This is a genomic window from Leptolyngbya sp. FACHB-321, assembly GCF_014695975.1.
Classification (GTDB): domain Bacteria; phylum Cyanobacteriota; class Cyanobacteriia; order Leptolyngbyales; family Leptolyngbyaceae; genus Stenomitos.
In genome coordinates, this window is the sequence record NZ_JACJPI010000058.1 from 590,855 (window position 1) to 611,065 (window position 20,211).

The following is a 20,211-nucleotide window of genomic DNA, read 5'->3' on the forward strand; positions in this document are numbered from 1 at the left end:
GTAGGAGTTTAAGATCTCTAGCCGCCGCTAACCTCTGCTGTTACTTACCATCGATCGCCCCTAAAATCCTGGTTGCCTCCGCACAGAGTACGTCATGGCATTGCCCATTACTGGCAAGTAGTCCGCCCCATTGACTAACATCCTCCTGGTTGTATCGCAGTGGAGTGCCGTCAAAATGCGTGAGTTGTCCGCCTGCTTCCGTCAAAATCAATTCGGGGGCAGCTAAATCCCAATCTTTGGGTGCCGATGTGCCAGAGAGCGAAAGATACAAATCCGCCTGCTGTTCTAGAATAGCGGCGATTTTGCCACCGACGCTGCCAACCGATCGCTGCTGCTGTACCGGAAACTGCTGTAGTAGTTGCACAAAACGATCGTTGCGGTGACTGCGACTGGCAACGATCGTCATTTCCCCCAGACGGTTACGTTGGGAGACATAGATCGGTTTTGGCGCTTCATGCTGATGTTCAACAAAGGTACCGCCGCCTAACGTCGCAAAGTAGAGCCGTTCCGCCGCTGGGCAAACGACTACTGCCAGAATGGGGCGATTGCCTGCCAGCAGGGCAATGTGAACCGCATACTCTCCAGTACCGTTAATAAAATCTTTCGTCCCATCCAGTGGATCAATCACCCAGACCAGGGGCTTAGCTAACCGTTCATGGCTGGGCTGCGTTTTGTACGTTTCTTCGGTCAGGTAAGCAAAGTCCTGCTTTCCTAAACTGGCTTGCAGATTGTTAAGGATGTAGGCATCGACCGCAGTATCCGCCGCTGTCACAGGACCATCTGCCGAATCCTGAATTGCAAGGTCTGCGTGCTGAACGTTAAGCAAAATGTCAGCAGCTCCCCAGCCAATCCGTCGGGCGATGGCCACTAATTCCTGCAATTCTGTAGCGTGCAAATGGTTCACTCGGCGTATTCTCCTATCATCTTTCACCTCTTCACCTCTTCACTTCTTCATCTCTCCTCCATCCATCGCCGTGTCCCAAAGTATTGGCAAGACTGAGCCGCAACCTTAGCGGCGATCGCCAGCGCGCCTTTAAAATCTTCCTGCAAAATGGCGTGACAGAACGCACCGTGAAAAATATCGCCTGCGCCAAGCGTGTCGATTGTGTTTACCGCAGGCACCGCCATCTGCCTAGCCTCGCTTTGTCCAGCTTGATCCGCTGCCCAGTACAGAAGTGGCTTTTGCCCTTGCGTAATAGCAAGATGGGGGATGCCCAGCGCCTGTAAAAACGCCATTACGTCTGCAGTGTTCTTGCAGCCTGGTGGGTAAAAGTTGGCAGAACAGATGACGTAATCAGCCAGAGATAGTACCGTTTCAAAGCCAGGTTTCCAGCTTCCGCCATCGACCACCACTGGAATACCCTGTGATCGTGCCTGGGTCGCGATCGCTTGTCCCACATCCATCTGATGCCCATCGATCAGCACGACAGAGACAGCCTGCAGAATATCGCTGGGAAGATGGTCGGCGATCGCTTGCGGTTTTACAGCGTTAAGCGAGACAACGGCTCGGTCTCCCGTGTTTTCTGTCACCATAATTGAGGAAACAGGGGGTGGGGTGGTGTGAGTCGGGTTGAGGTCTATTAAGGTCACGCCACACTGCTGTAAGTCTGTCAAAATGAGCTGAGTGATCGGATGAGCGCCCAAGGCACCGAGCACGATCGCAGTTTTACCCAGATGACCAAAAGCGACAGCCGCATTCGTCGCGGGTCCACCAGCCGCTATGGTGGAGTCAGACGCAACAATTTTTTGATTTGGCGGGGGCGGTCGATCGACTAGATAGATCAGATCCAACGTCACCATTCCCACAAACAGTCCACGATCGAATTGAGCTTGAGGCATTTCTTCAGAGTCAGTCGTCAGTTTCCAGTTTCCAGTACCCACCCCTCCACTGTTCAAGACTTCCACCCCTTCACTCTTCCATTTCTCCTCACTCTTTACTCCTCTCCCTTTACCTTTCTCCCCCATGTCAGGAACACTCTACCTTGTCGGTACACCGATCGGTAACTTAGAAGACATGACTTTCCGGGCAGTGCGGCTTTTGCAAACGGTTGACCTGATTGCTGCCGAAGACACACGCCATACAGGAAAGCTGCTGCACCATTTTCAGATTACAACGCCTCAGATTAGCTACCACGACCACAATCGTCATAGTCGTACGGCAGAACTATTAGAGAAGCTGCAACAAGGCATGACGATCGCCCTTGTCACCGATGCCGGAATGCCAGGAATTTCTGACCCTGGCTATGAGTTGGTGAAAGCCTGTGCCGAAGCAGATATCGTTGTGGTGCCGCTGCCGGGTGCGAGTGCCGCGATCGCTGCCCTGGTTGCCTCTGGTTTGCCGTGCGATCGCTTCATTTTTGAAGGCTTCTTACCTGCCAAGCCTCAGGCACGTCGCGCTCATCTAGAGGTGTTGCAAACCGAGTCCCGCACGTTAGTTTTCTATGAAGCACCCCATCGACTGCGCCAAACGCTGCAAGACTTTCTCCTCTTGGGAGCAGACCGTCAAATTGTACTGGCACGGGAATTGACCAAACGGTATGAGGAAATTTGGCGTGGCACCATTGAGGCAGCGATCGCCCATTACAGCACTCGCGAACCGCAGGGCGAATTTACAGTTGTTGTAGCAGGAGCCGCCGCAACTCAGCTTGTACTGTCTGAAGCAGCGCTGAAAATGGAGTTGCAGCACCTTTTGGAGCAGGGACTCTCGCGATCGGACGCTAGCCGTCAACTCGCACAACAAACGGCTCTGCCTCGCCGTCAGATCTACCAACTCGCACTATCGATGTCAGATATAGACTAGCCAGCCTCCGGAATCGCCTCTTTCTGTCGTGATTTTTAACCTCAGTAGGGAATACTGACGTTACTTTGGACAGGTCTTAAATTTATGAGTCAATTGTTTGGCATTGTGCTCTTACTAGGGGGTCTGTATTTTCTCGGTCAAAACATCATGTTTTCGACCTATTACTCTCCCTACTTCTGGCGCAACCTACCAGCGCAAGGCTCAGTGCTAGCAATTATGGGGGGTGTCATTTCACTTCTCGTTTTCCCTCGTCAAACAGGCAAATTTGGCTGGATCTTATTAATTTTTGGCGTTGTGCTCGTCTTCCTTAGCGGGGGCATCATGCTAAAGCCGACGAGCCTTTGGAACTTCCTCATTGCTTTTACAGCGCTGGTTGCAGGCTTCAAACTTCTGACTGAAGGTAGACTTCGCTTCTAGCATGAGATTTGCTAAAACATCGTATGGAGTCATCACTTTGCTGCCAACCATTCACAAGCCTTAAGCGCTCTGAAACACCTCATTAGAAAACATTTCTGTCAGCGCGCCTAGATAGGGTAGAAACACAGCTACGTCATGTGGTGTGAGACGATCGTGCATTTCCCAGCCGATCGCTTGCAGCATCTCCTGCACTAAGCGCCAGCTAACTTGAAGGCGTGGATACAGCATCGCGCAGAGGGGAAACAGTTCATTCTGTACCGACTGAAGGCTATCTTCCAGCACACAGAGGCACAGATAGACCTGAAACATCTCGACGTCGCGGATGCTTGATGTTCTCACCTGTGGGGCGCTGAGAGACCCACTGTAGGTTTCGTAACTGGGATGCAGACGACTCACCTGCTTACAGACTTCTTGGGCAACACGGGTGCTAATGGGTAGCAAATTCTGTACGGCTCGTAAAGCGGGAGAGGTTGATGGATGGTTTGCTGCTGCCTCATACGCAGCCCGAAGCGGCATATAGAGGTGGTCATCCATCACTTTAAAGTATGGTTCTAGAAGGAGCCGTTCTGCGGATGAGAGGCTGTCGAGCAGCGTTTGCCCCGTGTAGTGAAACTGCATACTCACAAAGCCGATCGCCCGTGGATCATCAGCCGTATACTTCTGCCGCACGCGCCCAAACTCACTGCCTACAATAACCGATAGCCGTCGAGGCGTTACGCGATCGCCATAGGCATCTAACGCCTTCTGAAACAAGGCATGAGAATCTGCTGCAATCTGCCAGGGATTAATCACATTCAGGTCAATGCCGTGACGGCGTACTTCCTCAGACAGTAGTTTCTCAGTTAACGACCAGGCTTGAGCACTTGCTAACTTCAGGTTGTGCTGTAAATGCTGTGCCGTGCGGGCACGCCCTTCTTGCGATGTAATCTCTGCTAAATCAGCACTTTTTCGCAACCGTTCGGCTTCATCACGTGTTGTGACAGAAATGATATAGTTTTTTGCCCACAATGCCGCTAGAGATGAGACTTTTGCTGGGGGAACTTTTGCCATCCTTGCTGACGAGGGAGAAATGATAGTACCAGGGCGCTGAAAATTAGCCGCAGTCAATTCAACTGAGAAAGCCATTCTATATATCCAAACTTATGAATTTAAAACACCCAGCCGCGTCGAAATGACGCTTACAGCTGACCGACTCAGAGGCATGATTAAGTCATCGTTTAAGCAGATCTAAAACCAATTACAAACTAATCCAGAGGCATGGCTGAGCGTTGACTTGATTTGAGGTTAAGTATGCTGTACTTGCACATCAAAAAACAACAGCTTAGTTGTGATTATTAACGTTTGGTTAAAATTACTTCACATTTTCCTGACTATTTCTTTCAAGCATCCAAATAATCATACGAAAAGCGCGCTTTCTTATTGAAGGAGAAATTTAATCTTCAGGTGTCCTGCTAGAAAGTATGCGACTACGATCGCTACTGCCTTTCGTTACACATACTGCCTACCATAGAAGTGGGTCGCCTTTTACCGATTTCTTTTACCAATTGATGCTTTTTTCTAATCAAACACTTAAGAATACGTTGTCTTTAGCGTGAGTATCGCTAAAATTTGAGGGTACAAGTGTTATCTGGAGAAGCCAGTGACCAAGTAAGGCTCTTATCTAATGCGATCGTGCCTTGCCTGTACTGCTTCTGCTTAAGCACTGTGACTACGAGGAGTAGCCCTATGTCAGATCTAAATCGCGGCATCATGAAGTTCAATGGTGCCGATAATCCAAAAGCGGTTGCGCTCTCTGCGTTCTTGGTTTTGGGAAGTATTGCGGCACTGATTGTCTGGGCATTACAGTCTGCCTATACGCTGGGTTAAGTGAGCGCTGGCAAAGGGGTCTGAGGGAAGGGGCGATCGCAGCCATCTGTCGCTTCCCCTGTTTCTGTTTGCGAGACACTGGTACTCTGATTAATGGCTTGGATTTGCGGTTACAGCTTCCTGACAGTAACCGACCCAACTCTCAGACTCAGACAAACCAGACCGTGACAGAGCGTAACCACCTATGCAGCTTGAGTTTATTCCTGTAGAACAGTTCTATTTTGCCCTCACGCTGGCAGTGCGAACGCTGGATGACCTAACAACCCCCGGACTGGCGGCACAAGTGGGAAAGCGGCTCAAGGAAACCTTTGAGCAACCGTCCACTGTTGCAGCAGCTAGTCAAAATACCTATAACTACGTGTTTTGGGTCAACGGCGTTGATAATAGCCCCGCCGACCAACTCATTCTTTCGATCGCAGACTGGCAAGGCAATCTTCGCCTCAGCAGCGACTATGGCTGGATGCTAGATGCCGAGCGCAAAGCGGTGCGGACAGAAAAATTCAATCAGCGCCCAACCTTTTCTCAGCAAGTTCGAGCGCATTTGCAAGAGCAATTTCAGGTGTCTCTAGTCGATTAAAGTGGGCGAGCAGGTGAATAATCATAGATGCTGCATTGTATGCGATCGACTGAATGGATGCGAACAATTGGTTACCCTTCAAGGCATATCGCGCCCAACAGATTTCTTCTGTGATCATCCGAGATGTCGCTGATAAGTAAAAGTTAAGGCTCTTAAATGGTCAATGTTGCAAGAAGCTGCAAATTAGTCATTTAAGAGCCTTCTGTTCAGCTTGTTTACGTCAAGCTTTTAGCATTTCAATCAAAGTATGACAACAAGGCGCTAGGGGTTTGTTGTTTGAGCAGCTAACAGTTGCTTCAGCTTCTCAAGCTCTTGCGCCCACCGAGGATCAGGTTGCACGCTATCAGAATCATTCTGAGTGGTGCCAGCAGCACGACGGGTCTTGTTATTGCCGCTATTGCCATTGCCCTTACGTCGAACAGCACTAGGAGCACTTCCAGCCGGAACCGGAGCACTCGTAGCCGAAGGCGAATCTTCGTCATCAGCTTTATCTTTAGCTCGTGGCTGCGCCCGTTCCACTTTCAAAGCGTTGTCTTTAATGGGACGACCATTGAATTTCTCAATAATCTCATCGGCTTCTTCCTCACTTTTTACAGTAACAAAGCCAAAGCCACGACACTTGTTCGTCTTGCGATCGGTGATGATTTTAATCGAAATTGAATCACCCGCTTCTGCAAAAACCGCCTCTAATTCTTGGCGACTCAAATCTTCTGGCAAATTGCCGACATAGAGACGAATGGACATGGGAACGATACCTCCAGACTGTGATTCAGATAGACATACTTAAGCGCACAAACTAAATGCTGCATGAAACCAGAGTGGTAAACCTGTCCCCAGAAACAGCGTACTCTTTCCCTAACTAACCTTGATTATAGGGTGTACTAGTCAAGGCATTTCCATCCACCGCTCTACGTCTGATGGCGCTTTCACCGGACGGCTAGGAGTCTGGAGTCAAATGGTGATTGCGTGAGTGCTCTGTCATCACCGATGCGCCAAGGATGAGTAAATTGACCAAAGGGTCACAAGTGAAGAAACTTCTCTAACGTAACTGTTCTAGAAACTTCGATGCCATCCATTAAGGTATCACGGTGGGTAAGGCGTACGCAGGATGAAAAAAGATTTCTGACCTAAGTAGTACTTTTTATGAAGACAACTTTAATCTTTCACCATTTTTTAAGCCGTGGAAGGAACCAATGTAAACCCGACTTTATATAAAACGGCAGATGGCAGAACCAGACAGGGCTAACTGGAGGAAGCCTAAGAGCACAGGCAAACCACAAGCTAACGTAACGTGGCATTTAAGGCATAAACCGCTTAGGTTATGTTCTTGCCACCCCTCTCTGTAAAGAAAGGTAACATTTATGAAGAAGTGATGCAAGCCTAACTAACGTGCAATGTTTAACGTCAGCGCTACGTTAGGCTTCGGATTGCTTCTAGCATACCCTTTGCTTTATTGAGGGTTTCTTCATATTCTGCTTCAGGCTGTGAATCTGCGACTAGTCCGGCTCCGGCTTGTACGGTGACAGTATGTTTGCCGCCACCTTGAGAGCGAACTACCATTGTACGGATCGCGATCGCCGTATTTAACTGTCCTTCAAAGTCATAGTAGCCATAGGCACCAGAGTAGGGTCCTCGACGACACGGCTCTAGACTATGAATGATCTCCATTGCTCGGATTTTCGGTGCGCCGCTGACCGTACCCGCTGGGAAACACGCTTTCAGCAAGTCCCACGCTGTTTTGCTAGGAGCAAGTTTACCCACTACGTTGCTGACGATGTGCATCACGTGCGAATAGCGCTCAATCACCATCAGTTCGTCAACGCTGACTGTGCCATTGATGCAGACCCGCCCCAAATCGTTTCGTCCCAGATCGACTAGCATGACGTGTTCAGCTACTTCTTTGGGGTCTTCCAACAAATCGGCTGCCAGTGCCGCATCTTCCTGGAACGTTTTACCGCGCTGTCGGGTGCCTGCGATCGGTCGGACAGTTGCCACTAATGGTTCAGTTGGATCAGGTGCAAGCTCTGCCTTGACCATCACTTCTGGGCTAGAGCCAATGATTTGCCAGTCGCCAAAGTGGAAGTACGCCATATAAGGCGATGGATTAATCAACCGCAGCGATCGATAGAGCGCAAACGGATCGCCGTTATACTCTGCCGATAGCCGCTGCGACACAACCACTTGAAAGATATCGCCCGCCTGAATATGCGCTTTTGCTGTCTCAACGTTGGCGCAAAATTGTTCTTTGGTCGTATTGCTGGTGTAGAGAGCAGGCGAGGAGTGTTGATTTGGTACTGACGGCTGGCTGCTTGTTCCTGGCGGTGTCCATGCCAGTAAAACGGCTTGCTCTGAAAGCGGTGATTGTAGCTTGTTGACCAGTTGAGCCACACGATCGCAGGCTTGTTGGTAAGCAAGGGCATGATCGGTATTTGGGTCACGCAGATCAGCATAGGCGATCGCCCAAATTTTGCGTTTCACCTGGTCAAAGATTAGCAAGTTATCGACTTGCATCCATAAACCATCCGGTAAATCGGTTGCTGTTGCAGGATAAACGGGTACGCGAGGCTCGATCCAATGAATCAGTTCGTAGCCCCAAAAACCAAAAAGCCCACCAATGCCCGGTGGCAACTGCGGCAGCTTTACAGGGCGATATGGCTCTAAGCAACGAGCAAGCACCGCAAAGGGATCACCATCAAAGACTTCTTGTTCCCCGTTGCGGTAAGTCTGTGTGGTGCGGTTTCCTCTCGCCTCCAGCACCCACAGCGGGTCGCAGCCTAGTAAACTGTAGCGTCCGAGTTGTTCACCACCTTCGATCGACTCCAGCAAAAAGCTATAGGGCTGTCCTGCACACACTCGATACCATGCCGATACGGGAGTATCCAGGTCAGCGATCCATTCTTGATAGACAGGAACAAAGTTACCTTGCTTGGCGAGGCTCGTGAAGTCTGAAAAACTGGGAAAGATCATGAGGGCTGAAGGAGTGAGGAACTAAGAAACTGAGGCATTGGGTAGGCTATGGACTAAGGAGATTTCTAGCAAACAAAATACCTGTAGGGGCAGGTTTGATACCAACGTGATCGGCTATTCGCAAAGCTTCTGGCAAAACCTGCCCCCTACAAGCGGTACATTCTTTCTCAGAAATCTCCTAAGGTCTATTTAAATTCAATCGACTCATAGTATGGGCATTCCTTGCAGGGTCCAGAGGGGTTAACGGCGCAGCGAATATGAGCAGAGCGGGCGTTGAAGCGGCAACTGATATCACCGATCAGATAGCCAACCCCCTCAACATATTGGTGATCGGCAGAGAGTGGCGATCGGTGAAAGCGGTTAAACTGACGGTTAGCGGAGGCATTCATCGCGGCACGCAAGCGGGTTCTCAGGTGGGCTTCGGCTTTACGCATCAGGAACCATGAGATAATTGCCGGAATCAGCCCGATCGCGATAATGAAGAGCGCTTCTAACATATCTTATCTGTCGATTGTCAATCGCAATCCGTGAGCGCTACCCTGTTGCCTTGGTAGACTGTGCATGAACTCATAACTCAACTTTAGATGGTGCTTTCGGCAAACCCAACAACGATCAAGTTTTTACAGCAACCGACCTCTCAACAATGGCTTGAGCAGGCGCTAACCAATCTTGATACCATTTTGCTGGATCACTCCCATTGCGAGCGCAAAGCCGCAGGCGTAGCGCTAAATCTAATGTTTCGCTATCCGTCTTATACAAAATTGGTGCGATCGCTCACAGCCATTGCCCAAGAAGAATTGGAGCACTTTGAACAGGTTAACGAAATTTTAGAACGACGGGGTATTCCTTTACGCGCACTGGTACCACCTCCCTATGGCGCTGGCTTGAACAAGCAAATTCGGGCAAAAGAACCCGATCGCCTGCTGGATACCCTACTAGTTTGTGGCTTAATCGAAGCTCGTAGTCATGAACGGCTTGGACTGTTGGGCGCTCATTGTCCAGACCTTGAATTGGCGAAGTTCTACCGCGCCCTTATGGCATCGGAAGCACGGCACTATGGGGTTTATTGGCTCCTGGCAACGACTGAGTTTGAGCGTGCTGTGGTAGACCAACGTTTAGAAGCCTTGGCGGCGATCGAAAGCCAGTTGCTCGCTACTCTGCACCCTGAACCAAGGATGCATAGCTAACCAACAAGGGAAAAAGCATCCCTCATAGCGTAGCGACTGATGAGCGCATCACTGTAAGCCTGTAAATTTCAACCAACGCTATTAACAAGTGACCGAACGTTAACCGACTGGACGCTAGTAGCTGACCGCTGAGTGCTAGCAGCCTTATCAAGCCATTTCAACCAGGAGCAACACAAGTGGAAGCTGAAAATACAGCGATCGAGCATCAAAACGTACCGCAAAGTCATCAAGGGTTACACGGCTTCCTCTATGGCTCTGAGGATGAGCACACAGCGGCAGTTACCGCAGCTCCGAGTTTGGAGAATAGCTCTGAGTTAATGCCTCTAGAAGCCTGGTGTGATCTAGCTGGTAACGTCAAGGTGGTAGGGGTCTATGCGGTTTTGGGACGTGATCGCTGCACTCACTATATTGGCTACTCTCGTAACGTTGCCCTGTCGCTTAGAGGTCATTTGGCACAGCTTGGCAGCGATATCTGCGCGTTTGTCCAGGTACAAACCGCCAAGTTTCCAAAGCGAGAAGTCATGGAACAGCAGCGTGATGCCTGGATCGCTCAATTAGCTTACGTACCATCTGGTAATGCAGAGGCAAGTGATCTGTGGGCAGGAACGATCGGAGAAGCTGCGATCGCTGTTATGTCACCCGCCGAACGGCAGGCATACGAAGAGAAAAAGCTCAAGCTACGCAAAGCAATGGCAGACGCTGATCTGAGTCGTGAAGCTGATGCCCAAAGTCAGGCTGAAGCGCACTCAACGCTCAAAGCAGCAGTCGAAAATGATGACTGGAGTGCGGTGATTCAAGAGCAAACCCAGCAAGCCTGACCCACGTTTAGCCAAGTTTCTCGTTCACCCAAACCTTTCATTCATGCAAGTACAGTACAAGGACTTTTTGCTGCGTGACTGGCAACCAACCGATCGCGCTGCCGCTGCCGAAATCATTCGCACTGTCTTAGCGGAGTACGGGTTAGGTTGGGAGCCAGAGGGTGCTGATCGCGATGTCCTGGCAGTCGAGGCATCTTACCAAGCAATCAATGGCGAGTTTTGGGTGATCGAGCAGCATGGCAAACTCGTTGGCACCGGAGCCTACTACCCTATCCTGCGCGGACAAAATGCCGTCGAGATTCGCAAGATGTACTTGCTACCAGAAGCCAGAGGTCGGGGCTTAGGGCGTTTTTTGCTGCAAGCCTTAGAAGCCACGATCGCCACCCGCCACTTCGAGCAAATCTGGATTGAAACCGCTAGCGTGTTAGCTGAAGCTGTCAAACTCTACGAAACCAGCGGCTATCAGCCAGCAACGGGTGTCGAAACCGAGCGATGTGATCGTGTTTACCTTAAAGTACTTCAACCAAGAAAGGAATTTTGAGCTGCTCCCTCTGTTTCCCTTAACTCCTTTGTCCCTTTGCCTCTCTATTTCCGGTTCCCCATTCCCACCATCTGCCTTCTGCGGACTAACGTCAAATGGACTCAATTCGTTTGTCTTGGATCTGGTTAGAGTGGTTCAGTGATCCCATTCGAGTCATCTTTACGCTTCTGTTTTTGATTAGCCTGCCCTGGCTCTTTCGTTCTAGGCACTGGCTGCGTCGCGTGAGAACTTATGCGATCGCCCTACTGATTGTCTACCTGATTCTCATCTCACCACCGTTTGTTGCACTGGCAACAGCTGGAATCGTCAGCCCGCTATCCCCTGATCCTGGTACGAGGGTGGATGCGATCGTCATTTTAGGACGTGGGCGCGAACATAGCCCGTCTCGTGCCGATGTTGCCGCACAACTTTGGAGAGAGCAGCGAGCACCCATAATTTTTGCTAGTGGGATCAACGATGCCCCCGAACTTGCTCAATTACTGCGAACCAAAGGCATTCCGGCTACAAACATCAGCGGCGAGGGTTGCTCCAAAACAACCTGGGAGAATGCAGTGTTTACAAAAACTGTGCTGCAATCTCAAGCTGTTAAGCAGATTTTGTTAGTGACAGATGCGCCTCACCTGTGGCGATCGCTCCTGATCTTTGAGCAAGTAGGCTTTCAGGTCATTCCTGCTATCAGCCCTCTCGCGGACCAAATGACTAGCCCCCAGCGTGCCATGCTGTTGCTCCGCGAGTACTTGTTCGTAGTCCTTTATCCCACCACACTACAGCAAGAGCGCCAGACCCTGGAACAACCCCTAGCAGAAGTGATGAAGCAAGTCACCAGTCAAAAATGTCGCATTGGCAGTGAAACGAAAACAGCAACGTGAACACAGTTTTTGCCTGCAAAAATAATTCATCAAGCAGCAACGATCGCCGAGAAGCATATCCGCTTGGCGAAATCATATGGCTCTGGTAAAGTAAGTAGATTTCCATCACTTAAAGTTATCTACTGCCATCCTTTTCGCCTTTTTCTTTACTGAGCTGCTTCTCTGCCATGTGCCTTGTGATTAAGGCGACTTTGCTCTTAGCGGCTTCGCCTGATTGGGCTTACTTCAGCAGTATCCGGTTGAGCCAGCAGCGTTTGCTTTTATAATCGCCTCAGTAGCGTTGGTCACTGTCCGTGCTTGCAATTTATCCTGGCAGCTTCGATCCTGTTACCCTAGGGCACCTCGACATTATTGAGCGAGGCTGTAAGCTGTTTGATCAGGTAATCGTGGCAGTTTTACGCAATCCAAATAAAACGCCGCTGTTTACAGTACCAGACCGCATAGAGCAGATTCGCCGCTCCACGCAACACTTGTCTAATCTTGAAGTTGATAGTTTTGACGGCTTAACAATTGACTATGCCAGGATGCGACGAGCATCAGCACTGCTTCGAGGCTTGCGAGTGCTTTCTGACTTTGAGATGGAGCTGCAAATGGCTCATACTAATAAAACACTCTCGGCTCAGATCGAAACCGTTTTTTTAGCAACGTCTAATGAATACAGTTTTTTGAGCAGCAGTCTCGTTAAGGAAATCGCCAGGTTTGGCGGTGCGATCGATCATCTTGTTCCTAACCATGTCGCCGTAGATATTTACCAATGCTTCGCCAAGACTCATCCAGCATCAGCCCAGACCACAGCTTTGGCACCAACGCCGCTACCACTCACAACGGAACCGTCCCAGGAGAAACCTCCCGGTCGGGAATAGATATTCAGCGAGAGTTGAATCGGCTGGAGGAAATGATCCTCGACAGTCCACGGGTGCCGATGACGCGCTGGACATGGGTGGATGAGGAGCAGTTGCTAGAGCAGCTCGATTTGGTGCGACTCAGTCTCCCAGAGGCGTTTCATGAGGCAGAGGCGATCGCTCACCAGAAGGATGAGCTGTTCTTGCAAGCCGAGCAATATGCCCAGGAAGTTGTCGAAAATGCCGAGCGGCAGGCAGCCCAAATTTTGAACGAAATGGGTATTTTGCGGCAGGCTGAGATCGAAGCGCAGCAGATTCGTCAGCAAGTGCAGCAAAAGTGTGAAGCTGCGGAAGCGCAGACCATCGCCGAAATTGAACGGATACGCCGTCAAGCTCAACAGGAGCTAGAAGAAATGCAGCGCATGGCAATCGCCGAGTGCGAAGAAATTCAGGCGGGGGCAGATGAGTATGCTGATCGCGTGCTGCAAGAAATGGAGCAACAGCTAAGTGAAATGATGCGTGTGGTTCGCAATGGTCGGCAGCAGCTTCAGCCAGAGCTGCCCTCTCGTTCCAGGGACGCCAGTGCTAGAGAAGCGAATACTAACAACGTGCGGTCGTCAGGTGCAAAGAACGATCGTCCTAAGAGCTAGGACAATCGTTCACAGTTATGCTTCACAACTATGCTTAGGTTGTCTGCTTCGCTTGCCAGACGGCTCCCAATGCGGCTCCTAAGCCTGCTACTAAGCCGACACTCATTCCCTCAATCGTTCGTGTCATCGGGCTTTTAGTTAAGCACTGTGCAGAGGGTGCTGATTCTTGCAGGCAACTGTTACTTTCTGCCCAGCTTGCTGTACCGCCCAAAATCACGCCAGCGGTGCTACACGCGACGATTAAGGTTAAAACGGCGCGATTGTTTTTACCCGCTAGATTCTTTCTACCCATAGATGGATGCCAAACGCTTTAAAGGTGGTCATGCAAATCTTCACCTAATGTACCCAACCAGTTTAGAAAGTCAACAGTTTTTACAAACTCTTGCTCCAAAAGTAAAGCTTTGGTGGAGAATTCCCCCTCTTTCAGGATTGATAGTGGGCACAAGAAGCAAGATGGGCTGGCTTTTGTAAGGGGTAGAAGGGCAAAGGCAAAGGATAAAGGAGTGACGGGTTGTAGCAGTGTTTATGTATCTCTATCGCCATGTGCATGAGGGTATGGATGAGATGATTGCCGCCCAGTCTTTGCACCGAATTTGAGTGCTCAATGATCGCTGGCGGTCGTTCATGACGCAGGTCGTGGAGTACTATCAACAGCACTAGCTTTTTTCAATCACCCCTCGGACTCATGGACACCTTTCTGCCGATCGCCTACCTTCAAGAGCAATTTATCCCGTTTACAGATGCCAAAATCTCGATCGCTACCCATGCTTTGCATTATGGGACGGGGGCGATCGGTGGGATGCGAGGCATTCCTGATCCACAGAACCCTAATCAGATCCTTCTCTTTCGGCTAGAGAGACACTGCCAACGGCTCAGTCAGAGTGCCCGCTTTATCCATTACGACTTGCCTAGTACGACGATCAAGCAGGTGATTGTTGAGTTCATCCAAAAAAATCGCCCAACTCGTCCCTTCTATATTCGTCCACTTGTTTATACCTCTGGACTTGGCATTGCACCCAGGCTACATCAGGTTGAAAAGAGCCTGTTGGTATACGGTTTAGCGATGGACGATTATTTGCCGCCCGCAGGTGTAAACTGTCGCATTAGTTCGTGGCAGCGTCAGGCAGATCCTAGTATGCCGTTGCGTGGCAAAATTACTGCGGCATACATTGCCTCAGCCCTTGCCAAAACGGAAGCTGTTGAATCGGGCTTTGATGAAGCTATTATGCTGAACACGCAGGGCAAAGTGAGCGAAGCTTCAGGGATGAATATTTTCATCGTTCGCAATGGTCAGTTGATTACGCCTGGGCTTGATCAGGACATTCTAGAAGGTATTACTCGTGACAGTGTGCTGACTCTAGCGAAGGATTTGGGCATTCCTACGATCGAGCGTCCCATTGACAAGTCTGAACTGTATATTGCTGATGAAGTCTTTTTGACGGGCACGGCAGCTAAGGTGGCACCCGTCAAGCGCGTTGAAAACTACGAACTACCCACTGACCGTCCCGTGACTGAGCGTCTGCGAGCCTTGCTCATTGCGATTACCGAAAAACGCGAGACGCAGTATCAAGACTGGGTTGATACGATCGCGTTTGACTCATGAGAATGACCACTGCCTTCGGTGCTGAGGTCTCCCTGAAGTGAGGTCTTACTGCACGCTTGCAGCAAAATCAGCACTGCGATCGCCAACGTAAAGGATATCAAAATGAAGCAATGGACTTGGGTGCGGCAGCATTTGCTGAAAGCAGGTATCGCCCTGATCACGATCATTCTGACGATCGTGATGGCTGGATGGCACAGTACCAGCAATGCGCAATCAGGTAGTACTCAACTGCTCTGGTACGGACAATCAGCCTTTAAGCTCACCACACCATCCGGCAAAGTGCTGCTGATCGATCCCTGGTTAGAGAATCCGCTCAACCCCAACGGTAAAGCAGATCTGGCAGCGCTAAAGCAGGTCGATTTAATCCTGGTGACGCACGGGCATTTTGACCATGTAGGGAATGCGGTGGCGATCGCTAAAAGAACGAACGCTAAGCTTGTCAGTTCCTCCGACTTAGGGCAAGCAATGGTAGCCTTTAGCGGTTATCCCAAAGAATTAGTTCCTTTTGAAACACAGGGCAACTTTGGTGGAGAACTGACTTTGCTTAATGGCGAGGTCAAGGTTGCATTTATTCCAGCCGTCCACAGTTCTTCGGTAGCATCGGATGGTAGCCCTGCAACGTTTGCTGGCAATCCTGGTGGTTTTTTGGTAAGCGTCAAAGGTGGACCTGTGATCTACCATACGGGCGACACAGATTTATTCGCCGATATGTCGCTCATACCCAAATTTAGAAAAGTGAGCTTGATGCTGGCGTGCATTGGCGACCAGTTCACTATGGGACCCCAACGAGCTGCTGAAGCCGTTAAGCTGGTCAACCCAATTACTGTCGTGCCCATGCATTATGGTGCCTTCAACCTGCCAGGAACACCGACTGCTTTCTCTCAAGCACTTCGGCAGCAAGGTGTCAAAAGTCAAATCAGAATACTGAAAGTTGGTGAGGTGTTGAAGCTTTAAGGGCTGCTTATAGGAGCCGTGATCGCCCATCAACTTCTCATTATCAATATTGGGGCTTCGGCTGCTTACATACGCTTAACCAACCTAAAAAAAGAAGCCAGGGACCGCTCAAATGATTGATCCTTGGCTTCTTTTTTGTGAGCAATGGAACTTTAGACTGTCTTGAGCAACGCGAACTCAGTGATCGACTAACCAATATAGTTTGCTTCTGCTTCCAGAAGACGAATCAATTCTTCATCACCATTGGCTCTGGCGGCTTCCAAACGGCGCTGCAAGTTTTTTTGCATATTAACGCGGTGGGTCTGGGATGCCTGTGTCACGACTTCCTGACGCTTTCTGTTCATGATAGACATCTCTTAAAAATAAAATGTGCTAGTTGATTTGATTTAATTATAGCATCCATAAGGAAAAACGGTAGCTTGTGATACGGAACGTTACGATCTCGCTGTCGCTCACCTCTTTTATCAGCCATCAGATACTAGCGATCAGAAGTTAAGAAAAAACAGGATACGGCTCAACATTTCAGAAACTGTAAGAGTATTGTCATGAGACGGTGACGCACTTGAGCGCTAGTCCGGAATGAGGCAATGGCAGTATGAAATCGAACTACTGGTAGAGGCGAAGTAGCTGCCATCCTTGTGATACTAACCTCATGGCAACATCAAGACGTGAAACAAGCTCTTACTTTTCTCAAGCTGAGAGCTTTACGCTCTTGAGCACCTTACTGCTTCTAGTCTCTGGCTTCATGCAGTGGGTGTTACTGAATTTTAAAATTGCCCTGTGTCATCCCCGAATGTGTTCATCATTGCGCTGTTATGTCGTTGCGCTGAACCTGAAGGGATTGTAGAGAATCTTTAATTGTGTGCAGCTACTACCAACGTGTCTCTGTAGAGAAAGAACAAACTCAACCAATCATAGTAGCGGACAATGCAAACTCTCTCGGCAACCATTCAACCCCCATCTTCTCAAGCCGTCTTGAGTGATTCTCAGCCTGTTCACACCTATTTAGGATGGGAAATTTTTCTGACCCGCGTCTTTCAAGGGTCTATTGATAAGGGCTTGTGGCTCCACTGGTATCACCCTGCCGATCGCAGGTATGCAGCACAGGAAGATCAGGTTGCTGTACGCTATGGCTATTTTGTTGCACCGACCCAACCCCTGGAAGAGGCGCTGTACGCTGCACAACAGTCAATTGACGCGATCGTTGAGCTGGAGTCAATGCAAACCGATCGCCCGTTTATAGTACAGAATGAGGCTCCCGAGCGACACTGGCAGGATTTCCCGCTTGCTAGCTGATTACCAATAGAGATGCAGCAATGGAGCCAAGTCGTGTGCTTACCTTGCTGAGTGACTTTGGCTTGAGCGACCCTTACGTTGGCGTGATGAAAGGGGCGATCGCGCAAGTGAATGCGTCACTAACCGTTATTGATCTAACGCACCAGATCCCGCCACAGGATATTGCTCTGGCACGCTTTGCTCTAATGACGGCTTATCCTTATTTTCCAGCAGGCGCTGTCCACGTTGCTGTGGTTGATCCAGGTGTCGGTGGTACGAGACGTGCGATCGCGGTTGCCATAGGCGAAATGGCAGCACCACCAACAGGTTTTTTAGTCGGACCCGATAATGGCATTTTCAGTGGAGTCTTTGCTGCTCATCCCATCATTGCAGCCGTTTCTCTAACAAACTCCCACTATTGGCGTACACCAGCACCTAGCGTAACCTTTCATGGGCGCGACATCTTTGCACCAGTCGGTGCACATCTTGCCAGTGGGGTACTGCTTACTGAGATGGGCGATCGCCTTGAACCAGAAACGTTAGTCAGGCTGAACGTGCCTGTATACCGTCGGCTTGAGAACTGTCAACTTGAGGCAGATAGCATTGAGACGCCAGCGGCAGTTTTAGCGGAGGGTGGAGACGTTGCTTGTTCCTCCTACAAACTGACAGGCTGCATTCAAGCGATCGACCACTTTGGCAATGTGATTACAAACATCCCTGAAGCGCAAGTAAGCGGCAAACAATGGTCGCTCTCGATTAACAATGTAACGCTGCCAGGTCAGCACACCTATAGCGACAGCCTACCGGGAGAATTGCTAGCACTGGTGGGCAGTCATGGCTGGGTCGAAGTTGCCGTTAATGGCGGTAATGCTCAGGCAAGACTTCATTTAAACCGGGAGCTAGCTGCCAACAGGATTGAAATCGTGATTAGTTGTTAGTTGTGGTTGTTAGAGAGAGAATAGGTGAGGAGCAACGCAACAGCACTCACTACAGTAGTCATGACGCAATCTTTTGAGCCAGAGCTTTACCAGGGACAGTTTGGGGAGTTTACGCTGACGGCAGACGATCGCAAGGGCGTTGTCATTTATCGCGCTGGCTTGCTGACTGCGGCGCTCTGCTTTGCCCTTGGGGTCGGGTTAGTGTTATGGCACGTAGACAAGTCAGTATTACAAGGGCTGACGTTTCTTTACACGGGCTTTTGTTTGGCATTGGGCGTGAGTTTGCTGACGATCCATATTTACATGGCAGCCTTGCATCGGGCGCTACAGGTCTTTTGGGTTATTGGTTGTCTTGCCGCAGTGGCGATCGGGCATCTTGATCCAGAGCCGTTTGCCTTAACCGTTTATAATCAACCGCTGAGTATTCTGGGTATTGGCTTTACCTTTGCAGCGCTGACTGGCATTTTCTTTAAAGAAGCGGTGTGCTTTAACCGTCTAGAAACGAAGTTCCTTACGCCAATTGTGCCGCTGCTCCTGTTAGGGCACATGGTTGGTTGGCTCCCTTTACCGCTAGAACAAGGATTGCTTGCCCTTTGGGCACTGCTTTTTCTAGTTTTTGCTGTTCGCAAGGTTATCCAGCCAATTCCGCCCGATATTGGTGATAAAAGTGTGTTTGCTTACTTAGAGCAACAGCGCCTTACCAAAGCAAAGGCTGCTTCGTAACATAGCTGTGAAAAGTATGCTGTGACTTACAAGGATGTTTGAATGTGTAAGCCAGAGTTAAGGATGTGCTGAACTCTATGAAGCGATCGCCAATGAAGCCTGACAAAACGCTCACGCCAAACCGTGTGAGGCAGATGGAGCCACTACTCTGGGTAGTAGTGCCTTTGATTGGCGTACTCTCACTGCTGGGTATGACACTCAGTCGGCAACAGGTGCAGCCATCTGTCCCGACAGCGTTGACTCCTGTACCCACAGCTACACCCTTGCCAGCAGTGGTGCCGTCGCCTTCAGCTACTCCCACCCCATCACCGCAAGCGACGAAACCAACTGCCAAACCGTCCCCTAAACCGGTTGATCCCAATGCGTTGACGGAAGAACAAAAAGCAATTAATCGACGCGCGAAAGCAGCCTTTGCCTCAACGGGATCATCCGTTGATGCCTTGATTGAAATGCATGTGGCGATCGCTGAAGGGCTACCTTCCCTGACGATCGGTGCACCTACTGGTGCCATCCTGCTGAACCAGAAAGGACAGCAACTGCATCAGTTACCACCTGGTACTGTTTACAATGCTCAGCCTGATGGACAAGCCATTCGCTTTGGAGACTGGCAATTGCCAGCAGTCGTTTGGCTAGAGATTCCACCAGGAAGTGTGTTTCAAATGGGCGATCGCACTTACCGAGGACGGCTCTTGCTGGTTGCTACTGATGGCAAATTGTGGGGCGTTAATCATGTCAATCTGCGACAGTATCTTTACAGTGTTGTTGCCAGCGAAGTCTCCCCTAGCTGGAAAATGGAAGCACTAAAGGCACAGGCTGTTGCCGCCCGTTCCTATGCGTTGACCTACTACTTCAAACCTGTCAGTCCGCTCTTTCACATGGGCGCAACCGAGTATTATCAAGTTTACAGTGGCATCGAGCGTGAAGCGAGTAGAACCAGTGCCGCCGTTGATGCCACAGCAGGCGAGTTTGTCAGCTATCGTGGTGGCATTGTTGAATCACTCTATGCTGCGTCTGATGACATTGTGGCAGAGGCGTTTCAGGGTAAAGGCATGAGCCAGTTAGGCGCGTTGGCATTAGCCGAGCAGGGCTATTCGTATCAACAAATCTTGAGCAACTACTATCCCAAAACAGGCGTAGCGAGAATCGAGGCAGATCAGGACTAGACGCATAAAACAGATTCCATC

General features: G+C 50.0%; 24 protein-coding genes. 16 read left to right on the forward strand and 8 right to left on the reverse strand.

Features of this window, described 5'->3' with window-relative positions; translation table 11 throughout:
• Nucleotides 1–40: 40 nt before the first annotated feature.
• Nucleotides 41–904 carry a 3'(2'),5'-bisphosphate nucleotidase CysQ gene (locus H6F76_RS13305; RefSeq protein WP_347276014.1) on the reverse strand — a complete coding sequence of 288 codons (864 nt, stop codon included), beginning with the start codon at nucleotides 902–904 and terminating at the stop codon, nucleotides 41–43.
• 47 nt (nucleotides 905–951) lie between these two features.
• Complete coding sequence (locus tag H6F76_RS13310; RefSeq protein WP_190509029.1) at nucleotides 952–1,800, reverse strand: PfkB family carbohydrate kinase; 849 nt, start codon at nucleotides 1,798–1,800, stop codon at nucleotides 952–954.
• A 163-nt stretch (nucleotides 1,801–1,963) separates the two neighbouring features.
• Between H6F76_RS13310 and rsmI the strand changes: the two genes are divergently transcribed.
• Together rsmI and H6F76_RS13320 are read left to right on the forward strand one after the other, a co-directional pair.
• Nucleotides 1,964–2,800: a 16S rRNA (cytidine(1402)-2'-O)-methyltransferase gene (rsmI, locus tag H6F76_RS13315; RefSeq protein ID WP_190508808.1), complete on the forward strand. Its 837-nt coding sequence runs from the start codon at nucleotides 1,964–1,966 to the stop codon at nucleotides 2,798–2,800.
• Between the two features lie 84 nt (nucleotides 2,801–2,884).
• Nucleotides 2,885–3,217, forward strand: coding sequence for a hypothetical protein (locus tag H6F76_RS13320; RefSeq protein WP_190508810.1), 333 nt, complete (start codon nucleotides 2,885–2,887; stop codon nucleotides 3,215–3,217).
• 60 nt (nucleotides 3,218–3,277) lie between these two features.
• On the opposite strand, the gene H6F76_RS13325 is transcribed toward H6F76_RS13320, so the two are convergent.
• Nucleotides 3,278–4,267, reverse strand: a complete 990-nt coding sequence (locus tag H6F76_RS13325; protein ID WP_190452031.1) for a hypothetical protein — start codon at nucleotides 4,265–4,267, stop codon at nucleotides 3,278–3,280.
• A gap of 675 nt (nucleotides 4,268–4,942) precedes the next feature.
• On the opposite strand from H6F76_RS13325, the gene H6F76_RS13330 reads away from it, so the two are divergent.
• Both H6F76_RS13330 and H6F76_RS13335 read left to right on the forward strand, forming a co-directional pair.
• Nucleotides 4,943–5,083 carry a hypothetical protein gene (locus tag H6F76_RS13330; protein WP_190452033.1) on the forward strand — a complete coding sequence of 47 codons (141 nt, stop codon included), beginning with the start codon at nucleotides 4,943–4,945 and terminating at the stop codon, nucleotides 5,081–5,083.
• Nucleotides 5,084–5,267: 184 nt separating this feature from the next.
• Nucleotides 5,268–5,660 carry a hypothetical protein gene (locus H6F76_RS13335; RefSeq protein WP_190508811.1) on the forward strand — a complete coding sequence of 131 codons (393 nt, stop codon included), beginning with the start codon at nucleotides 5,268–5,270 and terminating at the stop codon, nucleotides 5,658–5,660.
• A 261-nt stretch (nucleotides 5,661–5,921) separates the two neighbouring features.
• Here the strand turns inward: H6F76_RS13335 and H6F76_RS13340 are convergent, their stop codons facing one another.
• The 3 genes from H6F76_RS13340 to H6F76_RS13350 form a co-directional block, all read right to left on the reverse strand.
• Nucleotides 5,922–6,404 carry an RNA-binding protein gene (locus H6F76_RS13340; protein ID WP_190452037.1) on the reverse strand — a complete coding sequence of 161 codons (483 nt, stop codon included), beginning with the start codon at nucleotides 6,402–6,404 and terminating at the stop codon, nucleotides 5,922–5,924.
• A 666-nt stretch (nucleotides 6,405–7,070) separates the two neighbouring features.
• Nucleotides 7,071–8,627: an anthranilate synthase component I family protein gene (locus tag H6F76_RS13345; protein ID WP_190508813.1), complete on the reverse strand. Its 1,557-nt coding sequence runs from the start codon at nucleotides 8,625–8,627 to the stop codon at nucleotides 7,071–7,073.
• Nucleotides 8,628–8,812: 185 nt separating this feature from the next.
• Complete coding sequence (locus tag H6F76_RS13350; protein ID WP_190452042.1) at nucleotides 8,813–9,124, reverse strand: DUF6464 family protein; 312 nt, start codon at nucleotides 9,122–9,124, stop codon at nucleotides 8,813–8,815.
• Nucleotides 9,125–9,211: 87 nt separating this feature from the next.
• Between H6F76_RS13350 and miaE the strand changes: the two genes are divergently transcribed.
• The 6 genes from miaE (at nucleotide 9,212) to H6F76_RS13380 (ending at nucleotide 13,534) form a co-directional block, all read left to right on the forward strand.
• Entirely contained in the window at nucleotides 9,212–9,814 is a 603-nt protein-coding gene (miaE, locus tag H6F76_RS13355; protein ID WP_190508815.1) for a tRNA isopentenyl-2-thiomethyl-A-37 hydroxylase MiaE, read from the forward strand.
• A gap of 176 nt (nucleotides 9,815–9,990) precedes the next feature.
• Complete coding sequence (locus H6F76_RS13360) at nucleotides 9,991–10,632, forward strand: GIY-YIG nuclease family protein (RefSeq protein WP_190508817.1); 642 nt, start codon at nucleotides 9,991–9,993, stop codon at nucleotides 10,630–10,632.
• A gap of 43 nt (nucleotides 10,633–10,675) precedes the next feature.
• Nucleotides 10,676–11,173, forward strand: coding sequence for a GNAT family N-acetyltransferase (locus H6F76_RS13365; protein ID WP_190508819.1), 498 nt, complete (start codon nucleotides 10,676–10,678; stop codon nucleotides 11,171–11,173).
• Nucleotides 11,174–11,268: 95 nt separating this feature from the next.
• Complete coding sequence (locus tag H6F76_RS13370; RefSeq protein WP_190508821.1) at nucleotides 11,269–12,042, forward strand: YdcF family protein; 774 nt, start codon at nucleotides 11,269–11,271, stop codon at nucleotides 12,040–12,042.
• A gap of 293 nt (nucleotides 12,043–12,335) precedes the next feature.
• A complete protein-coding gene (coaD, locus tag H6F76_RS13375) occupies nucleotides 12,336–12,905 on the forward strand; it encodes a pantetheine-phosphate adenylyltransferase (RefSeq protein ID WP_347276015.1) in 570 nt (189 codons plus the stop codon).
• A complete protein-coding gene (locus tag H6F76_RS13380; RefSeq protein WP_190508822.1) occupies nucleotides 12,797–13,534 on the forward strand; it encodes a hypothetical protein in 738 nt (245 codons plus the stop codon). The genes coaD and H6F76_RS13380 overlap by 109 nt, the downstream gene beginning before the upstream one ends.
• Before the next feature lie 34 nt (nucleotides 13,535–13,568).
• On the opposite strand, the gene H6F76_RS13385 is transcribed toward H6F76_RS13380, so the two are convergent.
• Nucleotides 13,569–13,826 carry a hypothetical protein gene (locus H6F76_RS13385; protein ID WP_190508823.1) on the reverse strand — a complete coding sequence of 86 codons (258 nt, stop codon included), beginning with the start codon at nucleotides 13,824–13,826 and terminating at the stop codon, nucleotides 13,569–13,571.
• A gap of 393 nt (nucleotides 13,827–14,219) precedes the next feature.
• Here H6F76_RS13385 and H6F76_RS13390 point away from each other — a divergent pair, with 393 nt between their 5' ends.
• Together H6F76_RS13390 and H6F76_RS13395 are read left to right on the forward strand one after the other, a co-directional pair.
• On the forward strand, nucleotides 14,220–15,137 hold the full coding sequence (locus tag H6F76_RS13390; RefSeq protein ID WP_190452056.1) for a branched-chain amino acid transaminase: 918 nt from the start codon (nucleotides 14,220–14,222) through the stop codon (nucleotides 15,135–15,137).
• A 102-nt stretch (nucleotides 15,138–15,239) separates the two neighbouring features.
• Nucleotides 15,240–16,091, forward strand: a complete 852-nt coding sequence (locus tag H6F76_RS13395; protein ID WP_190508824.1) for a metal-dependent hydrolase — start codon at nucleotides 15,240–15,242, stop codon at nucleotides 16,089–16,091.
• A gap of 188 nt (nucleotides 16,092–16,279) precedes the next feature.
• Here the strand turns inward: H6F76_RS13395 and H6F76_RS13400 are convergent, their stop codons facing one another.
• On the reverse strand, nucleotides 16,280–16,435 hold the full coding sequence (locus tag H6F76_RS13400) for a hypothetical protein (RefSeq protein ID WP_190508825.1): 156 nt from the start codon (nucleotides 16,433–16,435) through the stop codon (nucleotides 16,280–16,282).
• A 583-nt stretch (nucleotides 16,436–17,018) separates the two neighbouring features.
• On the opposite strand from H6F76_RS13400, the gene H6F76_RS13405 reads away from it, so the two are divergent.
• The 4 genes from H6F76_RS13405 (at nucleotide 17,019) to H6F76_RS13420 (ending at nucleotide 20,190) form a co-directional block, all read left to right on the forward strand.
• Nucleotides 17,019–17,387, forward strand: a complete 369-nt coding sequence (locus H6F76_RS13405; protein ID WP_190452062.1) for a hypothetical protein — start codon at nucleotides 17,019–17,021, stop codon at nucleotides 17,385–17,387.
• A gap of 20 nt (nucleotides 17,388–17,407) precedes the next feature.
• On the forward strand, nucleotides 17,408–18,304 hold the full coding sequence (locus H6F76_RS13410; RefSeq protein WP_190508826.1) for an SAM-dependent chlorinase/fluorinase: 897 nt from the start codon (nucleotides 17,408–17,410) through the stop codon (nucleotides 18,302–18,304).
• A 60-nt stretch (nucleotides 18,305–18,364) separates the two neighbouring features.
• The gene (locus H6F76_RS13415; protein ID WP_190508827.1) at nucleotides 18,365–19,027 is read left to right on the forward strand and encodes a DUF2301 domain-containing membrane protein; all 663 of its coding nucleotides are present in this window, start codon (nucleotides 18,365–18,367) and stop codon (nucleotides 19,025–19,027) included.
• 65 nt (nucleotides 19,028–19,092) lie between these two features.
• Nucleotides 19,093–20,190, forward strand: coding sequence for a SpoIID/LytB domain-containing protein (locus H6F76_RS13420; protein WP_347276016.1), 1,098 nt, complete (start codon nucleotides 19,093–19,095; stop codon nucleotides 20,188–20,190).
• Nucleotides 20,191–20,211 lie beyond the last annotated feature (21 nt).